This window comes from Marinobacter sp. F4218 (assembly GCF_019443085.1).
Classification (GTDB): domain Bacteria; phylum Pseudomonadota; class Gammaproteobacteria; order Pseudomonadales; family Oleiphilaceae; genus Marinobacter; species Marinobacter albus.
This window is the reverse complement of sequence record NZ_JAHZIL010000004.1, coordinates 591,098-612,815: the sequence shown is the minus strand read 5'-3', so window position 1 is coordinate 612,815 and position 21,718 is coordinate 591,098. Positions and strand designations below refer to the sequence as shown.

Here is a 21,718-nt window from a genome sequence, read left to right as displayed (position 1 = left end):
CGGATATGTCTGTAGCACAAAATTACGGTACTGGTCGCCGCAAGACATCCACGGCTCGGGTTTTTATCAAGCCGGGAAGCGGTAACATTTCCATCAACGGTCGCACTATCGAAGACTTCTTCGGTCGTGAGACTCTGCGCATGATCGTTCGTCAGCCCCTGGTTGTTGCTGAATCGACCGATCGCTTCGATATCAACATTACCGTCAAGGGTGGTGGTATCAGTGGTCAGGCCGGCGCGATTCGCCACGGTCTGACACGTGCCCTGATGGATTACGATGAAACTCTGCGTCCGGCGCTGCGCAAAGCGGGTTACGTTACCCGTGATGCCCGCGAAGTCGAGCGTAAGAAAGTGGGTCTGCGCAAGGCGCGTAAGCGTCCTCAGTTCTCCAAGCGTTAAGACCGCTGGAGCAGGATCCAGAAAACCCGGCCTTTTTGGTCGGGTTTTTTTATGTCCGGATGATTCGGGGTGAATTGATCTGGAGCAGGGATGAGGCCGCCCGAGGCGGCTATCCGACTTGTAAGCCCCCGGTAATTTCATTACCATTTGGGCGCTTATATTTTTGGGTTGTGAAGTCCTTTTTGATGCACATTGCCGGCTGTTCGGCGGGCTGTGACATCGCCTGATGGGAGAAAACCATAATGAGTAATGGCGACGTGAGCCAAGGCCGGCGCCGGTTTCTGATCGGTGCTACGTCGGTGGTAGGTGGAGTCGGCGTCGTCGGTGCGGCAGTTCCGTTCGTGGCATCCTGGAATCCCAGTGCCAAGGCGGAAGCAGCTGGTGCGCCGGTAACCGTCAATATCAGCAAGATAGAGCCGGGTCAACAGATCACCGTTGAGTGGCGAGGTAAGCCAGTCTGGATTATCCGCCGTGATGAAGCGATGCTTCAGAACATCGAGAAGCTGAACGAAAAGGTGAAGGACCCGCAGTCCGAAACACCGCAGCAGCCTCCTTACATCGATGGTATCTATCGGGCCCTCAAACCGGAAATTGCCGTGATTGTAGGTCTGTGTACCCACCTTGGTTGCGTGCCGTCCTATCGTCCCGAGGTTGCGCCGGCGGATCTGGGTGAGGACTGGCTCGGTGGCCTCTTCTGTCCGTGCCATGGTTCGAAATACGACCTCGCCGGTCGCGTATACGAGGCCCAGCCTGCTCCAGTGAACCTCGAGGTTCCGCCCTATCGTTACGACGATGACGTGACCCTCACGATTGGTCTTGACCCGGAGGCAGCGTAATGCAGAAGTTCATTCAGTGGGTAGACGAACGTCTGCCGGTCGTTGAAGCCTGGAACAAGCACCTTGGCAAGTATTACGCGCCAAAGAACTTCAACATCTGGTACTTTTTCGGCTCGCTCGCCATGCTTGTACTGGTCAACCAACTGGTTACCGGCATCTGGCTGACCATGAGCTACAACCCTTCGGCGGAGGGTGCGTTTGCCTCCGTTGAATACATCATGCGCGATGTTGAATGGGGCTGGCTGCTCCGTTACCTGCACTCCACGGGCGCATCGGCGTTCTTTGTCGTGGTCTACCTCCATATGTTCCGCGGCCTCATGTACGGCTCCTATCAGAAGCCCCGTGAGTTGATCTGGATCTTCGGCATGCTGATCTATCTGGTGCTCATGGCCGAAGCCTTCATGGGCTACCTTCTGCCCTGGGGGCAGATGTCATACTGGGGTGCTCAGGTTATCGTTAACCTGTTCGGCGCTATCCCGGTGATCGGTGAAGATCTTTCCCTGTGGATTCGCGGTGACTACCTGATCTCGGGGATTACCCTGAACCGATTCTTTGCATTGCATGTTGTGGCTTTGCCAATCGTGCTGCTTGGTCTGGTGGTGCTTCATATCCTGGCGCTGCACGAAGTGGGGTCGAACAATCCTGACGGTATCGACATCAAGAAGAACAAGGACGAGAACGGCATTCCCAAAGACGGCATTCCGTTCCATCCGTATTACACCGTGCACGACTTGCTGGGTGTAGCTGTGTTCTTCTTCATCTTCTTCGTTGTGGTCTTCTTCTTCCCGGAAATGGGCGGTCTGTTCCTGGAGAAGCCGAACTTTGAGCCGGCTAACGCACTGAAAACTCCCGCGCACATTGCGCCGGTCTGGTACTTCACGCCGTTCTACGCAATGCTGCGGGCGGTAACAGTTGATCTGTTCGGTCTGCCTGCCAAGTTCTGGGGTGTGGTCGTCATGGGAGGGGCCATTGCCATTCTGTTTGTGCTGCCCTGGCTCGATAAGAGCCCGGTCCGGTCCATGCGTTACAAAGGCTGGCTCAGCAAAATCGCCCTCGCGATCTTCGCCGTCAGCTTTGTCGTTCTGGGCTACCTGGGTCTGGTTCCGGCAACTGCGGGGCGGACCACAGTCGCGCAGATTCTGACCGTGCTGTACTTCCTCTACTTCATTCTCATGCCGTTCTACACGCGGATGGAAAAAACCAAGCCAGTGCCAGAGAGGGTGACAGGATAATGAGAAAACTGATTTTTGGTCTTTTCATCGTATTCCTGCCGGCTCTCGGGCTGGCTGCGGGTGGTGGGGTTACTCTCGATCACATCGAGACAGATCACACCAACAAGGAGTCCCTGCAGCGTGGTGTGGCTCTCTTCAGCAACTATTGCATGGGGTGTCACTCCATGGAATATGCGCGCTATAAGCGCGTTGCCGACGATCTCGACATCCCGGCTGAGCTGTACGAGGAGAACCTGATCTTCACGGGCGCCAAAATCGGTGAACTGATGAAGAACTCCATGAGCAAGGACATGGCTGCCGACTGGTTCGGTGCGCCGCCACCGGATCTGACGCTCGAGACACGCCTGCGCGGCGAGTCCTGGGTTTACTCATACCTGCGTGGCTTCTACCAGGATGACAGCCGTCCGCTGGGCGTGAACAACGTGGTTTTCCCGAACGTAGGTATGCCGCACGTGATGGTTGGGCTACAGGGGCTGTGTGCCGTTGAGCCGCATATCGGGGTTGAGGCAAGTGTTGAGCCGCTAAGTGGCAACATCAACAACGCCGATGCCTGTCCTGAGTACGCCATTGAGGGCAGCATGTCAGCCGGGGAGTTTGATCAGGCGATGTACGATCTGACCAACTTCATGTCTTACATGGCAGATCCGGTCAGAGTAGAGCGCGAGCGTCTGGGTATCTTCGTACTGATCTTTGTCGCTATCTTCTTTGTCTTTGCCTACCTGCTCAATCGTGAGTACTGGAAGGACGTGCACTGAGAAATAGGGTATAATCCCGTTTCCTGATTTCCAGCGGGCAATAACCGGCCCGCTGGAATTTGCGTTTTTTCGGGATCATTTCGGTTTGTTTACTCGTGAGGTAGTTCTATGGGCGTTGTGACCAAGCGGTCATCAATGACGTTTTTCTCGGATCCGGCCAGCCATTACAGCCACAGGGTGCGTATTGTATTGGCAGAGAAGGGTGTTACCGTCGACATCGTTGACGTGGATCCGGATAACCCGCCGGCCGAGCTGGCCGATCTGAATCCATACAATGCCCTGCCGACCCTGGTGGATCGTGATCTGGTTCTGTACGAGCCCAACATCATGATGGAATACCTCGATGAGCGTTTTCCGCATCCGCCATTGTTGCCGGTTTACCCGGTGGCCCGGGCCAACAGCCGCCTTATGATTCACCGTATCCAGCGCGACTGGTGTGGTCTGGTCGATCAGATCCTGGCGCAGCCGAATGCAAAAGCCTCCGAGGTCGCTCGCAAGGAATTGCGTGAGAGTCTGTTGGCAACGGCGCCTCTGTTCGGAGAGATGCCATTTTTCCTGTCAGAGGAATTCACCATTGTTGACTGCTGCATTGCCCCGATCCTGTGGCGCCTTCCGGCGCTCGGTATTGAGCTGAATGACAAGCAGGCCCGTCCGCTGCAGAAGTACATGGAGAGCATCTTCAGTCGGGAGGGGTTCAAGGCCAGCCTCTCTGATCTCGAAGAAGACATGCGCAGCTGAATTGGCGGCTCCCGTAACACCGGGCCAGGAGAATGGTAGTGCCTGATAGTAAAATCACCATGACGTCCAGTCGGCCGTACCTCGTTCGGGCTTTTAACGAATGGATTCTGGACAACGACTGCACCCCCTACATTGTGGTGGATGCCGGTGTTCAAGGTGTTCAGGTTCCCACCGAGCATGTTTCCAACGGTCAGATCGTGCTTAATATCAGCCCCGGGGCTGTCCGGGGGCTGGTGATCGGCAACGGAGCATTGGAATTCAGTGCCCGCTTTGGTGGGGTCCCCATGCAGGTCTTTATTCCTCTGCAGGCGGTGATGGCAATCTACGCCAAAGAGAATGGTGAGGGCATGGTGTTTGGCAGTGAGCCGGGCTCACCCGATCCGGACGGTACCAGCGACAAGGATGACGCCCGTCAGGGTGGCGATGAGCGTCCCTCCGGGCGACCGACCCTGAAGGTGGTCAAATAATCCTCGCCAAGTAGCCCCAAAAAAGCCAGCAATTGCTGGCTTTTTCTTTATCCTCCGAACAGTTTGCTGTCGATCAGTCCGCACAGGGCATTGATGATCACCAGTAACAGCGGCGTAGCCTCGGTCGGGGTAAGGTCGTTCAGGGCGATTTCGTGATCTTCCGGATGCATCAGGGAGGTGATATCGGATTTCTCGCGCGCGCTCAGCACCACGACGTTCATCTCCCGATCATGGGCGGCCTGAATCGCTTGAATCAGGTTGGCCTTGTGACCATCGTCGACAATGACAAAAAGCAGGTCCCCCGGTTTTCCGATCGCTCTGACCTGGCGTGAGAAGGTGTCATTGAAGCGGTTGTCCCGGCAGATGGCCGAATAGGTCGTCGCGTCGGCCCCCAGGTTGATCGCGGGCAGGGCCGGACGGTCCTGATCGAATCGATTCAGCAGTGCGGTACAGAAATACTGGGCCAGAATGTTGGCGTTGCCGTTGGCACAGGTAACAATCTTTCCATCCTGCAGCAGCGCGTTTACAAAGGCGTCTGCAACTTCTTCAATCGCCGGACCGACCGTGCTGGCGGCCTGGGCAGTGTGTTCCATGTGGCTGGCAAACCATTGGCTGATCTGGTGTTCGGTGTCCGTCATTGTGTCTGTCTATCCTGCCTGGATTGCATTTTTTATCCATTGTACTCGGTATTTCTTGACCGTTCCCGGGCTGATGGCAATTACATCGATGCGGGTCAGAGTGTCCCAGAGACCGTGTTTGTGTAGGTAAAAGGATGCCGCCTTCAGGAGTCGTTTCTGCTTGGGAAACGTCACGGAGCTGGCCGGATCGGTCAGGCTGCCGGCGCCGCGGTAGCGCACTTCAAAGAAAACGAGTGTGTCTCCGTCACGTCCGATCAGGTCTATTTCGCCGCCACGGTTGTAGACGTTGCGTTCGGAGATGGTCACGCCTCGACTCATGAGGTACCGGGCAGCCACCCCTTCAAAGTGATTGCCCAGTGCTTTTGTGCCTTCCATGGCATTTGGTTCCAAAAGTCAGGGTTACTGGTTAAGGCCCGGTGACCGGCTGCTGTCCTCCACCGGGGAGGGCTCCGTCTCGGAGAGTCGGGGTTCAGGATCCGGCAGCAATTTGGGCGTGCCGTTCTGGAACTGGGCCCAGAGTTGTTCGCGATGAATGCTGCCTTCGCTGGTCATGGTGAGAATGCCCGTCTGCCCGTCAATGGAGGCGGTTTCGACCTGGCGCAGCAGCGGGAGCCGCTTGCTCAGCTGCCAGGCATCCGCCCCCATGGCAAACAGCCGGCCCAACTGGCCCCGGGTGCCGGACAGATGTTTGTCTGCCTTCATTCGCAGTTCGTTCCCTTCACCGAGAATCCAGGGCGTATCGGTGAAAATCACCTGGTCCAGGTCCCTGTCCCTGGCTGGATCCGGGGTGCCCTCGTATACGATGGAGGGGGAATAAACCGGAAGGTCGCCGCCGAAGTAAAAGGCGAATAGCGGTTTGAACTGGCGGGCTATCGTCGGTTCAGCCACCATGACGATCGCATCGGCGTCTTGCCGGCGCCGGGGTTCGAATTCCAGGTCGAGCCCAATGGTTCTCTCCACCTGAATGGCCCGGTCCCGGGAGGTTGTGATTCCGAGCAGGTCTGCGGTTACCGCACGAAGGTTATCGTCACGGAAGAAGCGCTCAATATCCAGGGCTGTACTGCCGTTGGCACCCATGCGCTGCAGGAGGGCGGCTTCGACCCGGTCCCCCCACTCGCCCTGCGGAATCAGAACCAGGGCATGGCGAAGGCCCTCTGCATCCAGCCGGTCGGCAATCTGCCGCGCCTCGTCCTCGGCAGACAGTCCGAACTGGTAGAGACCGTCCGGCACCTTCTGGTCAACCGGCAGGTAGTTGAGCCCCAGTGCCGGGACCGGAAGGGTGTTCATGGACCCGAGTCGGGTCAGCGCCTCCTTTTCGAGAGGGCCAACAATCAGGTCCACATCCTTGCTCGACAGTTCCTTGTACAGCTCGGTGAACTCGGAGTCCGAGGTGTCGACGATTCGGATGTCCGTTTTGCTACGGTCAGCGGATTCATCGGAATAATAGGCCGCAATGAAGCCGTCGCGAATGGCTTTGCCGGCCGTTGCCAGGGGGCCCTTGAGTGGCAGGGCCAGCGCAATGGTTTCAGGACGGCTTTCGGCCAGGGACGCAATCAGCTGCAGCTCTGATGGCAAAACCTGGGCCGCCGGATGACCGGGCCAGTTGTTCTGCCAGCCGCGAATGGAACGGCCCTGCTCATCGAGTTCAACTTCCGGCGTTCGCACCGATGCGGCGAGCTCCAGCCAGCCTTGTGCCTCATAGCCGATCGCACTGCTGCTGGCGGCATTGAGCTCATCGTCTGGCACCGTTTTCAGCAGCTGCCAGATCTGGTCGTGCAGTTGTTGCGGGTTGGCGCTGCTGTCCGTTTGTGTCTGCAACACCAGCGTCATGGCGGCGGGCAGAGGCTGGCCGGCCAGGGCAAACGCCTGTGACTGTAGCTGGGCGGCGCGGCCCATTAATTCGGGGCCGTAGTCGGTGATGCTATCGGGGGTCAGGTCTGCCACCAGGGTGCGAGCCCATTCGTCGTCTTCCAGTGCCGTCGCGCTGGCCATGGCCAGGAGACGCTTCTGGCTTTCCAGCGCCGGTTCCGCTTGCGCCAGCTGGGAGCTTTGCAGTAGCGTGCGAGCAGCCTGATGGTTCCCCTGATCCTGAAAACGGCTGGCGATGCGCAGCAGATAGCGCTGAGCAGTCTCGCGATTGGTTTCCTGGCTGGCAAGCTCGAGGGCCTGCTGCGGGGTCTGTGCAACATGGGACTGAAGGTTGACGCTGGCACAACCGGCGGACAACAGTGCCACGGTAAAGGCTGTGGCGAGGGCTCGATGTTTGGTGGGGTTTTTGATCATGGCAAGCTCGAAATACTCCGGATTATTGGGCTTGTGGCGCCGATCTAACGGTGGCAAGTTTAACAGCTCCGGGGTCAATTCACATGACGTAAGTGTCATGGTAAGAGTGGCAGCAACAATGAGGCGGGCAATTTGAAATCCCAGGGCGAGAAGTCGGCATCCATAACCGGCAACAAAGAAGGGGCCAGTGGTGTTCTATATATCGTGGCGACACCGATTGGCAACCTGGATGATCTGTCTCCCCGTGCTGCCGCCACGCTGTCCCGGGTTGATGTGGTCGCAGCCGAGGACACCCGCCACAGCGGTCGCCTGTTGCAGCACCTCGGGCTCCAGAAGCGATTGATTGCACTGCACGACCACAATGAGCGGGATCGGGCCGGCAGCATTCTGGATGAGCTCGAGCGGGGGCACAGTGTCGCCTTGATTTCGGATGCTGGCACGCCCCTGATTTCGGACCCGGGCTATGTGCTTGTTCGTGAGGCCCGGCGCCGTGGGCTCACGGTTACACCGATTCCCGGGCCATGCGCTCTGGTTGCTGCGCTGAGTGCTGCCGGTTTGCCCACAGACCGCTTTTTATTCGTCGGTTTTCTGCCCGCCAAGCGAACAGGCCGCCGCGCCGCTCTGGAGCCACTACGTCAGGAGTCGGCGACCCTGGTGTTTTATGAATCACCTCACCGAATACTGGATGCCGTCAGCGATATCGCGGCAGTCCTCGGCGATAGCAGGGAGATCGTGTTGGGTCGCGAATTGACCAAGACCTTCGAAACTTTCTATTCAGGGGCTGTCGCCGAAGTGCTTCCTGCGCTGGAGGCCGATCCCCACGGGACCAAGGGAGAGTTTGTGGTGATGATCCGGGGGGCGGAGCCAGCCGGTCATGACGATGAGGAGGGGGCTTTGGACGTTGATCACCTGATCAGGCTGTTGCTTCCGGAGATGCCAGTCAAAAAAGTGGCGAAACTGGCGGCCGAACTCAGTGGCCGCTCAAAAAACGATCTCTACCAGCGGGCACTGGAGCTCAAGCAGGATTGATGTCTGCCGCGAGTTTTCCTTGCAAGGCCCTTAAGGCAGGAGTATTGTCTCGCCCGAGCTCGCCAGACAGTCGCCGCCGGTTTCGCCGGGGGAGGAAAGTCCGGGCTCCGCAGGGCAAGGTGCCAGGTAACGCCTGGGCGGCGTGAGCCGACGGAAAGTGCAACAGAAAGTAGACCGCCTAAGCACCTTCGGGTGCCGGTAAGGGTGAAACGGTGCGGTAAGAGCGCACCGCGTGGCTGGCAACAGTCCACGGCGATGGTAAACCCCACCTGGAGCAAGACCAAATAGGAATCCAATGGCGTGGCCCGCGCTGGATTCGGGTAGGTTGCTTGAGGCCTGTGGTGACGCAGGCCCTAGATGAATGACTGTCCACGACAGAACCCGGCTTATCGGCGAGCTCGCTTCCCCGCTTTCCCAATGTGATGCGCTTCCTTCTCAGTAGATTTCCGTTATAGCTAAAAAATCTTAATCCTAACTTGCCTTCTTCAGACATTTTTGCAGGTGTTTGATTTTTCACCTTTTCTTTTTCGTAATCTCTCCATTTTTCCAAATCCTTGCCCGTAACTTGTTGTCATAAAAGGAACTTTTGCCAGTGCGACGCTGTTTGCGGCGCTTGCATTGTGTAATGCGTGTTTCTATAGTGTGCAGAAGTGGGAAAAAGTGGTTTCTAGTGGTTTTTTGTGGGTATCCAGCTCCCAGAGACGGTGTAAATGAGCAAATTTCTCGGCAGCAATGCCATCAATATGGATGCGAAGGGTCGCTTGGCGATCCCCGCCAAGGTGCGCGAGGAGCTCGCGCAGACCTGTGGTGGGCGCATTGTATTGACGGCCAATGCCGATGAAGAGCGCTGTTTGCTGGTTTATCCCGAGCCGGAGTGGGAAGAGCTGCGGCCCAAAATCGAAGCGCTTCCCAATATGAACAAGGCCGCGCGCCGGCTGCAGCGCTTACTGCTTGGTAATGCTGCGCCCATGGAGCTGGACTCCGCTGGGCGTATCCTGATTCCACCAACCCTGAGAAGCTATGCCCACCTTGAGAAAAAACTGATGCTGATTGGCCAGGGTAAAAAACTGGAACTCTGGAGCGAGGAACGTTGGTTCGCCTGGCTCGATGAGTCCTCCGACGACGACGAGATGCCACCCGAAATGGAGGCGCTCTCCTTATGACCTCCGATCGCAGGCAGGGGCCCGGAGCTGCGCTTCCGCATCGCTCGGTGCTTCTGGATTCGGCGGTCGACTACCTGGTCAATGACCCCGACGGCAATTACGTGGATGCCACCTTTGGCCGGGGTGGTCACAGTCGGCTCATCCTGGACCGTCTGGGCGATGGTGCGCACCTTCTGGGCATCGACAAAGACCCGGAGGCGATTCGCGAAGCTGAGCAGTTGGCTATCAAAGACCCGCGGTTCTCTTGGTTCCATGGCTCCTTTGCGGAACTTGATCTGGCTCTCGCGCGTCGGGAGTGGGTCGAGGTGAATGGAGTGCTGATGGATCTGGGGGTGTCCTCCCCGCAGCTGGATGACGCGTCGAGAGGCTTCAGCTTCATGCGTGACGGCCCTCTGGACATGCGGATGAATCCGCAGCAGTCACCCAGCGCGGCAGAGTGGCTCGCTGAAGCTGACGAGCGGGACATTGCCAATGTGATCTGGCGATACGGCGAAGAGCGGTTCTCTCGCCGTATCGCTCGTTTGGTCGTGGCGCGTCGCCAGGAAGAGGCAATCGAGACGACTCGCCAGTTGGCCGAACTGGTTAGTGAGGCGGTGCCCAAGAAGGAGAAGCATAAGCACCCGGCGACCCGGACCTTTCAGGCGATCCGGATCTTTATAAATCGGGAGCTCGAGGATCTGGAAATTGGTTTGCAGGCTGCAGTTGATCGCCTCGCACCTGGGGGCAGACTGGTAGTGATCAGTTTTCATTCGCTTGAGGATCGCGTCGTCAAAAGGTTCATGCGGGATCTGGCGCGCGGGCCCCAGCTTCCCAAGGGCATACCGGTGACTGCAGATCAGGAAGCGTCGGCGTTCCGTTTGATTGGTAAAGCATCAAAGGCGAATGCAGAAGAAGTAAGTGACAACGTCAGGGCCAGGAGCGCAGTGATGCGGGTCCTGGAACGAATTGGTTCAGATGCGAACTCGAAGGGGAGTGCATAGTCATGGGCGCCGTAGCCATAGAACAGCCAGTAAAGACGGCCAAGCTTAACAAGCAGCGAATGCGCGATGGCGTAGCCACGGCTGTTCGGATTTCGCGGCAGGTCTTCGATGCGACTCGCCAGCGTAACGTGATGATTTCTCTGGCGTTGGTGACCTTGCTCCTGGCCTCATCTATTGGCGTGGTCGTCAGCGCACATGAAAACCGAGAGCTGTTCAATACGCTCTCTCACCTTCAGGGCGAACGTGATCGTTACCAGCAGGAGTGGAGTCAGTTGCTGTTGGAGCAGAGCGCGCTGAGTGCCCATGGGCGCGTTGAAAATCTTGCAGCAGAGCGTTTCGGAATGGTGGTTCCGGGGCGCCAGGACATTGTCCTGGTACCGCTGATGTCGCCGACGTCAGCGCCTTAATACACGATAACAACAACCGTCAGGGTGATCGATTTGTCCGGTCAGGGAACGCAGAGAACATGGAGCCAGCGATTGGTGTCCGGCCTGAAAGCCTGGCGCTATTGCTCTGTGCTGGGCGTTTTTCTGATGGTGGTCGCCGGCCTGGGCTGGCGGCTGGTCGATCTCCACATTGTCGATAACGAATTCCTGCGCAAGCAGGGCGACGTCCGTACCATCCGGGTTGAGTCCATCGACGCCCATCGAGGAGTCATATCGGACCGCTACGGTGAACCCCTGGCGATAAGTACGCCGGTCCAGACCATCTGGGCCAATCCGTTAGAGGCAGATTCCGGCGAAGCGCGCCTGGCTAACCTCGCACGATTGCTCGACATCAGCGAAGCGGGATTGCGTGAGCGCCTGGACGATTACGCAGGTCGCGAATTCATGTACCTGCGGAGAAAGGTTCAGCCGGAATTGGCGCGCCAGATAATGGCGCTGGACATCGATGGCATCTACACCCGCCAGGAGTACCGCCGTTACTATCCCGCCGGCGAAGTGACCGCTCACATTGTCGGTTTCACCAACATTGACGAGCGTGGTCAGGAAGGCATGGAACTGACCTACAACCAATGGCTGTCCGGTGAGTCTGGTCGCAAGCGGGTTCTCAAGGACAATCGCGGCCGCGTCATCAAGGATCTGACGCTGATTCGCGATGCCCGTCCCGGAAATAGCCTCCAGCTCAGCATCGATCTGCGCCTGCAATATCTGGCTTACCGTGAGCTGAAGGCCGTGGTTCAGGCTCATGACGCCCGGGGTGGAACCCTGGTCATGCTGGATGTGGATACCGGGGAAGTGCTTGCCATGGTCAACCAGGGATCTTACAACCCCAATGACCGGAGCCAGCTGGCGCCGGAGAATCTTCGGAACAAGGCAATTACGGATCTGTTTGAGCCCGGCTCGACCATGAAGCCGGTGACTATGGCCGCGGCCCTTGAAACCGGCAAATACTCGGTCAACACCACCATCGATACCTCGCCGGGCTACCGGCGTTTTGGTCGTTTTACCATCCGCGATCATCGCAACTATGGTGTGATGAATCTGACCGATATCATCGCCAAGTCCAGTAACGTGGGTATCAGCAAAATTGCCACTGATATTGGCGGTGACACCATTCGCGATCTTTACAGCCGGCTGGGGCTCGGCCAGCCCACCGGTATCGGATTTCCGGGTGAGGCCGTTGGTGTGCTTCCGTCACCGCCGAAGTGGCGTGCCGTTGAGGAGGCCACTCTCTCCTATGGCTACGGCATGAGCGTTAATGCGCTGCAGCTTGCCCAGGCCTATATGGTTATTGCCAACGGCGGTGTACGTTATCCGTTAAGCCTGATCAAGCTGGAAAGGGAACCTGAAGGACAGCGGGTACTCTCAGAAAAGGTGACCCACGAAGTTCGGGGCATGCTCCGGGAGGTTGTTTCCCGAGGCACCGGTAAGCGAGCCCAGCCGGGATTCTACTCGGCCGGCGGGAAAACCGGGACCGTCCATCTTGTTGGCAAGCAGGGTTATGAGGACAGTCAGTACAAGGCGATTTTTGCTGGTATGGCGCCTATTGATAACCCCAGAATTGTAACGGTTGTGGCCGTTGATGCGCCGCAGTCCGGCGAATACTACGGAGGCGAAGTAGCTGCTCCGGTATTCGCACGGGTCATGAGTGACGCACTGCGACTGTTGAATGTGAAGCCTGAACTGGAAGTCGGTGGCGCGAAAGTGCCTGGAAAGACCGCCGGGGAGCGAGGGTAAAGCTATGTGCATCACATCACTCAGCACGTTGTTGCAAGGAATTGTGCCGGTGCCGTCGGTATTCGACGTAACCATTCACGGACTCAAGACGGACAGTCGCGATGTCAGGTCGGGCGATGCCTTTGTTGCCCTGGCCGGTGCCCGAACGCCGGCGGATCATTATCTGGAGGATGCAATTGCTGCGGGCGCCACGGTAGTGCTGCTGGAATCCGAGGCAGCGGGCGAATGCACCGAGCGTCACGGGGCTCTGCTGGTGCCGGTAGTCGGCCTGCGGTCCCTGTTGGGCAAGATTGCGGACCGCTTCTTTGAACACCCGTCCCAACGATTGCGACTGATTGGCGTGACGGGAACCAACGGCAAAACCTCGGTCACCCAATACGTGGCGCAACTGCTCAAGGAAACCGGTACGCCCTGTGGTGTGTTGGGCACGCTGGGCTACGGCATGCCTGGAGCATTGCAGCCCGCCACGCATACTACCCCGGACGTTGTTCAGGTAAACCGGGTTCTGTCGCGCATTCTGGCTCAGGGTGGTCGGGCCGCGGTTATGGAGGTGTCCTCCCATGCTCTCGATCAGGGGCGGGTGGATGACCTGACCATCACGGGCGGAATCTTCACCAATCTGACCCGGGATCACCTCGACTACCACGGTTCCATGGAGGCCTACGGCGAGGCCAAGGCCCGTTTGTTTGATCGGGAAGAGCTGCATTTTTCCGTGATCAATTTCGACGACCCATTCGGTCGTCAGCTGTTCGATCAGCTCGAAGGCCAGTGTGATCGCATCCGTTTCAGTCTGCATGAATCCCAGACGGAGCTTTGGTTGAAGTCCTTCAGTCCGACCGACGACGGCTTTGAGGCAAGTGTGGATGGCCAGTGGGGGACGTTCGACATCGCGGTGCCGCTGATGGGAAGTTTCAACGCCAGCAACGTTCTGGCGTCGATGGCCATGGTGCTGACCCTGGGGGTCCCGGTTGAACGCGTACAGCAGGCGGTCAGCAAGTTGACGCCACCTCCGGGCCGACTCGAAAAATTCAGCAGCGCCGATGGTGTCCGGGTGATTGTGGATTACGCCCATACCCCCGATGCCTTGTCTAATGCGCTGGCAGCCCTGCGGCCCCATGTTGCGGGACGACTGATCTGCGTTTTCGGTTGCGGCGGCGACCGGGACAGCGGCAAGCGTCCGGAGATGGCAAGGGAGGCCGAGAAAGTGGCCGATGTCATTATCGTTACCGATGACAACCCGCGCAGTGAGGATCCCGCTGCCATTGCATCCGATATAGTGGCGGGCTTCTCCGAGCCGGAGCGGGCATCGGTGATTCATGATCGTGCGGAAGCGATTCGTTCCGCCATCCAGATGGCCTCCGCCGACGACCTTGTCCTGGTGGCTGGTAAGGGGCACGAAGCCTATCAGGAAGTGGCTGGCCAGAAGATTCCGTTCAGTGATGCGGAACAGGTGCGTCATGGCCTGCACCTGAACGGGGGTGTGGCATGATGCGCGAATTCTCCCTGGCCGATGCCCGGCGCTGGACGGGTGCGACCACTGGCAGCCGGGGCCTGGAAGATCTTCATTTTACCGGGGTTTCCACCGATACCCGGTCTCTCGGACACGGTCAGCTGTTTGTCGCTCTGCGCGGTGATAATTTCGACGGCCATCGCTTCCTGCAAAAGGCTAAGGAGTGCGGCGCGGTGGCGGCAATCGTCGATACCGAAGATGCGGCCGTCGACCTGCCGCAGCTGGTGGTCGCCGACACCGTTAACGCCCTGGCTCAGCTGGCTGCCGGCAATCGCAACGAGAGTGATGCCCGGTTCGTTGCTGTCACCGGCAGCAGTGGCAAAACCACCGTGCGGGAAATGACGGCGGCGATTCTGGCGAGAATGGGAGCTACCCTGGCGACCCAGGGTAACCTGAACAATCACATTGGTGTGCCATTGACCCTGTTTGGCCTCACCCCGGCCCACCGTTTTGGTGCCATCGAGCTCGGAGCCAGCGGACTGGGGGAAATTGCCCACACGGTCGCGATTACCCGCCCGGAGGTGGTGATCCTGACCAACGCCGGTTCCGCGCATCTGGAGGGATTTGGCAGTTACGAAAATATTGTCCAGGCCAAAGGCGAAATCATTGATGGCGTTACCGAACATGGCCTGGTTGTGTTGAACCGGGACGACCCCGCGTTTGAGCAATGGCAGGCCCGTGCAGGCCATCGCACAGTGGTAAGTGTCAGTCGGCTTGGGCACCCCGGTGCAGATTATCGCTCAGAGCCGATCGAGTCGGACGCGCCGGGCCAGAGTTTCCGCGTAAGCGGCCCTGACAATTGGGCATGTACCGTTCGCCTCGGCCTTGAAGGAGAGCACAACCAGACCAATGCGATGCTTGCGATCGCTGCAGCGCGGCATCTTGGGGCTGGCAGTGACGAAATTACAGCAGGGCTGGCTGAACTCGCACCGGTTAAAGGGCGATTGCAGACCCTTGAGCTTGCGCCGGATCTCACCGTGATCGATGACAGTTACAACGCCAACCCGGCCTCAATGAAGGCCGCGCTCAGCGTGCTGGCCAGGCGCCGTGGAGAGAGAGTCGCCGTGTTTGGCGCCATGGCGGAGCTTGGTCCGGAGGCTCCGGCCCTGCACCGTGAGGTCGGCGAGTTCGCCAGGACCGAGAATATTGACCGTTTGCTCACCGTTGGGCCGGGCTGCGAAGGCTATGCCGATGGCTTCGGCGCCGGAGCGGAAGCGTACCAGACCCACGGTGAAGCCGTTGAGGCCATCGTCAGTGCCAGTCAGTCGCCGAGGACGGTGCTGGTGAAGGGGTCTCGCAGTTCCGCCATGGACCGCGTGGTGGAGGGATTAAAAGAAAAGGTGAATAACTCATGCTGCTCTGGCTGACAGAGGTTCTATCACAATATTTCACGGCGCTGACCGTGTTTCAGTATCTGACGTTGCGCGGAATACTGGGCACCCTCACAGCCTTGCTGATCTCGTTGATCATTGGTCCGGTGATGATCCGCAAGCTGAGCCAGTACCAGATCGGTCAGGCCGTTCGGGACGACGGTCCCCAGACTCACCTGAGCAAGGCCGGTACGCCGACCATGGGTGGCGCCCTGATTCTGGTGGCGATCGGGATCAGCACGCTGCTCTGGGCAGATCTCACCAACCGCTACGTCTGGGTCACCCTGCTCGTTACCCTGTTGTTTGGTGCGATTGGCTGGGTCGATGATTACCGCAAGGTGGTTGAGCGTAACCCGCGGGGTCTGCCGGGACGCTGGAAATACTTCTGGCAGTCGGTAATTGGCGCGGGGGCCGCCATAGCCCTGTTCTTCAGTTCGTCGATGCCGCAGGAAACGTCGTTGTACGTGCCCTTCGTCAAGCAGGTTTCCCTGACGCTGGGACCGGTGATCTTCATCCTGCTCAGCTACTTCGTCATTGTCGGCAGCAGTAACGCCGTCAATCTGACCGATGGCCTGGATGGTCTGGCGATCATGCCGACGGTGATGGTGGCGGGCGCGTTGGGTATATTCGCGTACGTTTCCGGCCACTCGCAGTTTGCCGACTACCTCCTGATTCCCCATCTTCCGGGCACCGGTGAGCTGATCGTGTTCTGCGGTGCCATTGTCGGCGCCGGGCTCGGGTTTCTGTGGTTCAACACCTATCCGGCGCAGGTGTTCATGGGGGACGTCGGCGCATTGGCGCTGGGCGCTGCCCTTGGTGTGGTGGCGGTCATCGTTCGGCAGGAAATCGTGCTGTTCATCATGGGCGGTGTGTTCGTGATGGAGACGGTGTCGGTGATTCTGCAAGTGGCTTCGTTCCGGTTGACGGGCCGTCGCATCTTCCGGATGGCGCCTCTGCACCATCATTTTGAATTGAAGGGCTGGCCCGAGCCGCGCGTCATCGTGCGGTTCTGGGTGGTAACGGTTGTTCTGGTTCTGATTGGCCTCGCCAGTCTGAAGATACGATAAGGGTACGCATCTATTATGAGCGTCATTGTTTCGGATCGTCGCACATTGATTGTAGGGCTCGGTAAAACCGGGCTCTCCTGCGTGCGCTATCTATCCGAACAGGGACGGGAGATTGCGGTTGCGGATAGTCGCGAAGCACCGCCGGGTCTTGACGAGTTGCGGGCGGGCTGGCCGGATGTGCCGGTTCATCTTGGCGCCTTTGATGCGGAGCTGTTCGCAGGTTTCAATGAACTGGTGGTGAGCCCCGGCATCAACATTGCCGAGCCGGCCATTGCCCGGGCGAGCAAGAACGGGGCCCGGATCCGCGGCGATATCGATCTGTTTGCCGAGGCGGCAGATGCCCCCATCGTGGCCATTACCGGTTCCAACGGTAAAACCACGGTTACCACGCTGGTCGGGGAGATGGCCAAGGCCGCCGGTCGCCGGGTGGAAGTGGGTGGCAATATCGGCACGCCGGCACTCGAGCTCCTCGGGCGCGGTGCCGACCTATACGTATTGGAGTTGTCCAGCTTTCAGCTTGAAACCACCGAGGAACTGAACGCCCTGGCGGCTACTGTTCTGAACGTCAGTGACGATCATATGGATCGTTATCCGAACAAAATGGCCTATTTCCAGGCCAAGCAGCGGATATTCCGGGGCTGCAAGAACGCGGTGGTCAATCTGGATGATGCCTTGAGTACGCCGATGGCGAGGGACAACCTCCGATTCATCTGTTTCGGGTTTCACCGGGTGAATCCGGAAACCTTCAGTACCCGGGATGACGATCAGGGCACCTGGATTACCTTCGGTTTTGACAATCTGTTGCTGGCGAGTGACCTGCACCTGATGGGCCAGCACAACATCAGCAATGTGATGGCGGCCCTGGGTCTTGGGTATGCCGCGGGCCTGCCAATGGAGGTCATGCTCGATGTGGCCCGCCGTTTCCCCGGTCTGCCACATCGCTGTGAGTTTATCCGGCAGGTGGGCGGGGTCGATTACATCAACGACTCCAAGGGCACCAACGTGGGTGCCTCAGTGGCGGCGATCGAGAGCCTGGCGCCCGAGCGAGGCAAGGTCGTGCTTATCGCCGGGGGCGACGGCAAGGGTGCAGACTTTGCCCCGCTGCAGGCGCCTGTTCTTTTGCACTGTCGGGCGCTGGTGCTGATTGGCCAGGATGCCGGGCAGGTCGCCGAAGCCATCGGCAACGGCGTTGACAGCCACATTGCCCGCTCGCTGGCGGAAGCGGTCACCATCGCTTCCGGGCTGGCACAGGACGGCGATCGCGTGTTGTTGTCACCCGCGTGTGCCAGCTTCGACATGTTCCGCGACTATGGTGATCGCGGCGACCAGTTCCGCACACTGGTGGAGGCGTTGTGATGCAGACAGGAATCACGTTGCCAAACCGAAACCAGTGGCTGGGTGAGCTTCAGCCGCTTCCGATGCTGGTCATCAGTGCCGTTGCCTTGCTGGTGATGGGGGTGGTGATGATTTCCTCGGCGTCCATGGACATGGCTGCCGAAACCATGGGCAACAGCTACCACTATGTGATTCGGCAGCTGCTCTTTGCCACGCTGGGCTGCGTGCTGGCGCTGGTGGCTGTCAACGTGCCCATCTCATGGTGGGAGCGCAGCGGTTGGCTCATGCTGGGCGTAGGCCTTCTGGTATTGGTACTGGTTCTGACACCGCTGGGGCGCACCGTGAATGGTTCTACCCGTTGGATTCCCTTCGGTCTGTTCAATGTTCAGGTATCCGAGGTCGCCAAGTTGTGTCTGATCGCATATCTCGCCGGGTACGTTGTCCGCCGCCGCGAAGAGCTGCTGAACACCTGGGTCGGCTTTCTCAAGCCCTTGGTCGTGCTTGGGGTGGCGTCTGTGTTGCTGGTGATTCAGCCGGACTTCGGGGCCACCGTGGTACTGGTTTCGGCTGCCGCCGGCATGATTTTCCTCAGTGGCGTCCGGCTGAGCCGGTTCGTTCCGCTGATCGTGACTCTGGTTGTGCTCGGCGGGCTGCTGGTTCTGACCCAGCCCTATCGTCTCAAGCGCGTAGTGAGCTATCTCGATCCCTGGAAGGATCAGTTTGACAGTGGCTACCAGTTGACCCAGTCGTTGATTGCCTTCGGTCGTGGCGACTGGGGCGGCGTTGGCCTCGGAAACTCAATCCAGAAACTGTTTTATCTGCCCGAGGCCCATACGGATTTCATATTTGCCATTATCGCCGAGGAATTCGGCCTGCTGGGCTCATTGATTGTCCTGGCGTTATTTACCCTGCTGGTGGTCAGCGGGTTTGTTATTGCCCGTCGGGCCGAGAAAGCGAACATGCCCTTTGGTGCGTGTTTCTCCTATGGCATCACCCTGCTGATTGGGCTGCAGGCGACAATCAACATTGCCGTCAGCACCGGCATGCTGCCGACCAAGGGGCTGACTCTGCCGTTGGTCAGTTATGGCGGCTCCAGTCTGATGATCATGTGTGTGGGTATCGGTGTCCTGGCTCGGGTCGAGATGGAACGTTTGGACCAGGTACGCCTGGGGCAGGAAAAGGCCCGCCCACGAGCCCGGGGAGGTGCGGTTTATGACTGACCAGCGCCGTTTCCTGATGATGGCTGGTGGTACCGGTGGTCACGTTTTCCCGGCGCTGGCAACGGCCCGCGCGCTCGAGGAAAAGGGGCACCAGGTTTACTGGCTTGGGGCCAGCGGTGGCATGGAACAGCGTCTGATCGGCGACACCGACATCCCGCTGTCCCTGATTCACATCTCGGGTCTGCGGGGCAAGGGGAAATTGGCACTGCTGCTGGCTCCATTCCGCTTGATGCGGGCACTGGGTGAGGCCTTCACCATCATGCGGCGGATTCGCCCTGACTGTGTTGTGGGTATGGGCGGTTTTGTGACCGGCCCGGGCGGCGTGGCCGCGTGGCTGACGCGTACACCTTTGGTTATCCATGAACAGAATGCGGTGGCAGGGATGACCAACCGTCTGCTGGTGCGGTTTGCCGAGACGGTCCTCGAGGCATTTCCGGGCAGTTTCGGTGCCGAGGTGATTACCCGGTGCACCGGCAATCCGGTCCGGCAGGATCTGGCGAAATTGCCGACACCGGACCAGCGTATGGCCAACCGTGACGGTGTACTGCGGCTGCTGGTGGTCGGTGGCAGTCTCGGAGCGCAGGTTTTCAACCAGCAGGTTCCGGAGGCCCTGGCAGCTATGCCTGAAAACGAACGGCCGGTCGTCCGGCATCAATGCGGCGAGAAACACGTTGAGGCGGCCCGTGCCGCCTACGAGCAGCATGGGGTCGAGGCCAGAGTCGAGCCGTTTATCAAGGATATGGCTGAGGCCTACGACTGGGCTGATGTCGTGTTGTGCCGGGCCGGAGCCCTGACCATTTCCGAGCTCTGTGCGGCCGGCATCGGGGCCATCCTCGTGCCTTTCCCGCACGCAGTTGACGACCACCAGACCAAGAATGGCCAGCAAATGGTGAACGCGGGTGCGGCGATATTGATTCCGCAAAACCGGCTGACACCGGAAGGACTGGCAGAGACCCTGGGCGACCTGAGCAGAGATCGGACCCGGGTAACAAACATGGCGAAGGCCGCACGCGCGCTGGCCCGCCCGGATGCAACGGAGAGAGTCGTGAATTACTGTCTGGAGGCCGCCAATGGCTGATGCAACGAATCCGCCGCTGGTCTATCAGGTGCCGGAAATGCGCCGGATTCGCCATATCCATTTTGTGGGTATCGGCGGCGCCGGCATGAGTGGTATTGCCGAAGTGCTGAAGAATCAGGGCTACGATGTCTCTGGTTCGGACATCAAGGAGGGGGCAGTCACTGCGAGGCTCAAGGCCATGGGCGTGGAAGTGCACATCGGTCATGGTCCCGAAAACAGCGCCAAGGCGGACGTTGTCGTGGTGTCCTCCGCCGTGGCTGATGACAACCCCGAGGTTGTTTCGGCGCGCGCTCGGAGGGTTCCTATCGTTCCCCGGGCTGAAATGCTGGCGGAGATCATGCGCTATCGGCATGGCATCGCGGTGGCAGGCACCCACGGCAAGACGACCACCACCAGTCTGATCGCGTCGGTGCTGGGTGAGGCCGGTCTCGACCCCACCTTTGTCATCGGTGGCAAGCTGAACAGCGCCGGCACAAATGCCCAGCTTGGCGATTCCCGTTACCTCGTCGCAGAAGCGGATGAGAGCGACGCCTCGTTCCTGCATCTGACACCGGTCATCTCGGTGGTGACCAACATCGAAGCGGACCATATGGATACCTATGGTGGGGACGTCGAGAAGCTGAAACAGACTTTTGTCGACTTTCTGCACAACCTGCCGTTCTACGGCGTTGCCGTCATGTGTGTCGACGACGGTTTTGTCCGCGAAATCATCCCGCGAATTTCCCGGGCCATCATTACCTACGGCATTGATAATCCCGAGGCCGACTACCGCGCCGAGGACATCGAATCGGACGGCTTGCGGACCCGTTTTCTGGTCAAGCGTCCGGGTGGCCGGAGTGATCTGGCGGTGGAGCTCAAGATGCCGGGGCGTCACAACGTGCTGAACGCTCTCGCGGCCATTGCCGTGGCAACCGATGAGGGCGTTGCCGATAATGCAATCTGCAAGGGCCTTGCCAGCTTTGCAGGCGTGGGCCGCCGGTTCCAGGTATACGGCGACTATCAAACGCCCAAGGGCATGATCACCCTGGTGGATGACTATGGTCACCATCCGACCGAAGTCGAAGCGGTGATCCGGGCCGCCCACGATGCCTGGCCGGGTCGTCGCCTGGTGATGCTTTACCAGCCCCATCGGTTCAGCCGAACCCGAGACCTGTACGAAGACTTTGTCCGGGTTCTGTCCGAGGTCGACGGTCTGTTGCTGATGGAAGTGTATTCCGCGGGTGAGCCCGCCATTCCCGGCGCTGACGGCCGTGCGCTCTGTCGTAGCATCCGGCAACGGGGCAAGGTTGAGCCCATGTTTGTCGAAGACAACAACGAAATCGAGAGCCTGTTGGCGAATGTGCTTCAGGACGGCGACCTGTTGATGACCCAGGGCGCCGGAGATATTGGTGGTGTAGCGGCGAGATTGGCCGCAGCAGGAGTGATTGCCAGTGAGTGAG

At 59.0% G+C, this 21,718-nt stretch carries 21 protein-coding genes and 1 other RNA gene; 19 read left to right on the top strand and 3 right to left on the bottom strand.

What is annotated here, in order from left to right:
- The first annotated feature begins 5 nt into the window (after nt 1-5).
- From rpsI to K0B93_RS18145, 6 genes are all read left to right on the top strand, one after another.
- A complete protein-coding gene (rpsI, locus tag K0B93_RS18170) occupies nt 6-398 on the top strand; it encodes a 30S ribosomal protein S9 (RefSeq protein ID WP_218636854.1) in 393 nt (130 codons plus the stop codon).
- Nucleotides 399-640: 242 nt separating this feature from the next.
- Complete coding sequence (gene petA / locus K0B93_RS18165; RefSeq protein ID WP_219868658.1) at nt 641-1,234, top strand: ubiquinol-cytochrome c reductase iron-sulfur subunit; 594 nt, start codon at nt 641-643, stop codon at nt 1,232-1,234.
- Nucleotides 1,234-2,466: a cytochrome b gene (locus tag K0B93_RS18160; RefSeq protein ID WP_218636856.1), complete on the top strand. Its 1,233-nt coding sequence runs from the start codon at nt 1,234-1,236 to the stop codon at nt 2,464-2,466. The genes petA and K0B93_RS18160 overlap by 1 nt, the downstream gene beginning before the upstream one ends.
- Nucleotides 2,466-3,221, top strand: coding sequence for a cytochrome c1 (locus K0B93_RS18155; RefSeq protein ID WP_219868657.1), 756 nt, complete (start codon nt 2,466-2,468; stop codon nt 3,219-3,221). The genes K0B93_RS18160 and K0B93_RS18155 overlap by 1 nt, the downstream gene beginning before the upstream one ends.
- A 108-nt stretch (nt 3,222-3,329) precedes the next feature.
- Entirely contained in the window at nt 3,330-3,959 is a 630-nt protein-coding gene (locus K0B93_RS18150; RefSeq protein ID WP_219868656.1) for a glutathione S-transferase N-terminal domain-containing protein, read from the top strand.
- A gap of 59 nt (nt 3,960-4,018) precedes the next feature.
- Nucleotides 4,019-4,426 (top strand): ClpXP protease specificity-enhancing factor, encoded by a 408-nt coding sequence (locus K0B93_RS18145; protein ID WP_228743629.1) that lies wholly within the window; start codon nt 4,019-4,021, stop codon nt 4,424-4,426.
- 47 nt (nt 4,427-4,473) lie between these two features.
- Here the strand turns inward: K0B93_RS18145 and K0B93_RS18140 are convergent, their stop codons facing one another.
- From K0B93_RS18140 to K0B93_RS18130, 3 genes are read right to left on the bottom strand one after another with little or no spacing between them, the layout of a single operon-like run.
- The gene (locus K0B93_RS18140) at nt 4,474-5,064 is read right to left on the bottom strand and encodes a D-sedoheptulose-7-phosphate isomerase (RefSeq protein ID WP_219868654.1); all 591 of its coding nucleotides are present in this window, start codon (nt 5,062-5,064) and stop codon (nt 4,474-4,476) included.
- A 9-nt stretch (nt 5,065-5,073) separates the two neighbouring features.
- Nucleotides 5,074-5,439: a YraN family protein gene (locus tag K0B93_RS18135; protein ID WP_219868653.1), complete on the bottom strand. Its 366-nt coding sequence runs from the start codon at nt 5,437-5,439 to the stop codon at nt 5,074-5,076.
- Between the two features lie 24 nt (nt 5,440-5,463).
- Nucleotides 5,464-7,404 (bottom strand): penicillin-binding protein activator, encoded by a 1,941-nt coding sequence (locus K0B93_RS18130; protein ID WP_228743584.1) that lies wholly within the window; start codon nt 7,402-7,404, stop codon nt 5,464-5,466.
- A 75-nt stretch (nt 7,405-7,479) separates the two neighbouring features.
- On the opposite strand from K0B93_RS18130, the gene rsmI reads away from it, so the two are divergent.
- The 13 genes from rsmI to murC all read left to right on the top strand — a co-directional run bounded on the left by rsmI (nt 7,480) and on the right by murC (nt 21,717).
- A complete protein-coding gene (gene rsmI, locus K0B93_RS18125; RefSeq protein WP_228743583.1) occupies nt 7,480-8,376 on the top strand; it encodes a 16S rRNA (cytidine(1402)-2'-O)-methyltransferase in 897 nt (298 codons plus the stop codon).
- A gap of 54 nt (nt 8,377-8,430) precedes the next feature.
- An RNA gene (gene rnpB / locus K0B93_RS18120) (RNase P RNA component class A) lies at nt 8,431-8,781 on the top strand.
- Between the two features lie 305 nt (nt 8,782-9,086).
- Nucleotides 9,087-9,539: a division/cell wall cluster transcriptional repressor MraZ gene (gene mraZ / locus K0B93_RS18115; RefSeq protein WP_218636862.1), complete on the top strand. Its 453-nt coding sequence runs from the start codon at nt 9,087-9,089 to the stop codon at nt 9,537-9,539.
- Nucleotides 9,536-10,519: a 16S rRNA (cytosine(1402)-N(4))-methyltransferase RsmH gene (gene rsmH / locus K0B93_RS18110; RefSeq protein ID WP_219868652.1), complete on the top strand. Its 984-nt coding sequence runs from the start codon at nt 9,536-9,538 to the stop codon at nt 10,517-10,519. The genes mraZ and rsmH overlap by 4 nt, the downstream gene beginning before the upstream one ends.
- Nucleotides 10,520-10,521: 2 nt before the next feature.
- Nucleotides 10,522-10,926 carry a cell division protein FtsL gene (ftsL, locus tag K0B93_RS18105; protein WP_219868651.1) on the top strand — a complete coding sequence of 135 codons (405 nt, stop codon included), beginning with the start codon at nt 10,522-10,524 and terminating at the stop codon, nt 10,924-10,926.
- Nucleotides 10,927-10,959: 33 nt separating this feature from the next.
- Nucleotides 10,960-12,699 (top strand): peptidoglycan D,D-transpeptidase FtsI family protein, encoded by a 1,740-nt coding sequence (locus K0B93_RS18100; RefSeq protein ID WP_219868650.1) that lies wholly within the window; start codon nt 10,960-10,962, stop codon nt 12,697-12,699.
- Nucleotides 12,700-12,703: 4 nt separating this feature from the next.
- A complete protein-coding gene (locus K0B93_RS18095; protein ID WP_219868649.1) occupies nt 12,704-14,188 on the top strand; it encodes a UDP-N-acetylmuramoyl-L-alanyl-D-glutamate--2,6-diaminopimelate ligase in 1,485 nt (494 codons plus the stop codon).
- Nucleotides 14,185-15,576 (top strand): UDP-N-acetylmuramoyl-tripeptide--D-alanyl-D-alanine ligase, encoded by a 1,392-nt coding sequence (locus tag K0B93_RS18090; RefSeq protein ID WP_219868648.1) that lies wholly within the window; start codon nt 14,185-14,187, stop codon nt 15,574-15,576. Before K0B93_RS18095 ends, K0B93_RS18090 begins: the two co-directional genes overlap by 4 nt.
- The gene (gene mraY, locus K0B93_RS18085; RefSeq protein ID WP_219868647.1) at nt 15,561-16,646 is read left to right on the top strand and encodes a phospho-N-acetylmuramoyl-pentapeptide-transferase; all 1,086 of its coding nucleotides are present in this window, start codon (nt 15,561-15,563) and stop codon (nt 16,644-16,646) included. The genes K0B93_RS18090 and mraY overlap by 16 nt, the downstream gene beginning before the upstream one ends.
- Nucleotides 16,647-16,661: 15 nt before the next feature.
- Nucleotides 16,662-18,002, top strand: coding sequence for a UDP-N-acetylmuramoyl-L-alanine--D-glutamate ligase (murD, locus tag K0B93_RS18080; RefSeq protein ID WP_219868646.1), 1,341 nt, complete (start codon nt 16,662-16,664; stop codon nt 18,000-18,002).
- Complete coding sequence (ftsW, locus tag K0B93_RS18075) at nt 18,002-19,201, top strand: putative lipid II flippase FtsW (RefSeq protein ID WP_219868645.1); 1,200 nt, start codon at nt 18,002-18,004, stop codon at nt 19,199-19,201. The genes murD and ftsW overlap by 1 nt, the downstream gene beginning before the upstream one ends.
- On the top strand, nt 19,194-20,279 hold the full coding sequence (murG, locus tag K0B93_RS18070; protein WP_219868644.1) for an undecaprenyldiphospho-muramoylpentapeptide beta-N-acetylglucosaminyltransferase: 1,086 nt from the start codon (nt 19,194-19,196) through the stop codon (nt 20,277-20,279). The genes ftsW and murG overlap by 8 nt, the downstream gene beginning before the upstream one ends.
- On the top strand, nt 20,272-21,717 hold the full coding sequence (gene murC, locus K0B93_RS18065; protein ID WP_219868643.1) for a UDP-N-acetylmuramate--L-alanine ligase: 1,446 nt from the start codon (nt 20,272-20,274) through the stop codon (nt 21,715-21,717). The genes murG and murC overlap by 8 nt, the downstream gene beginning before the upstream one ends.
- Nucleotide 21,718: the final 1 nt, after the last annotated feature.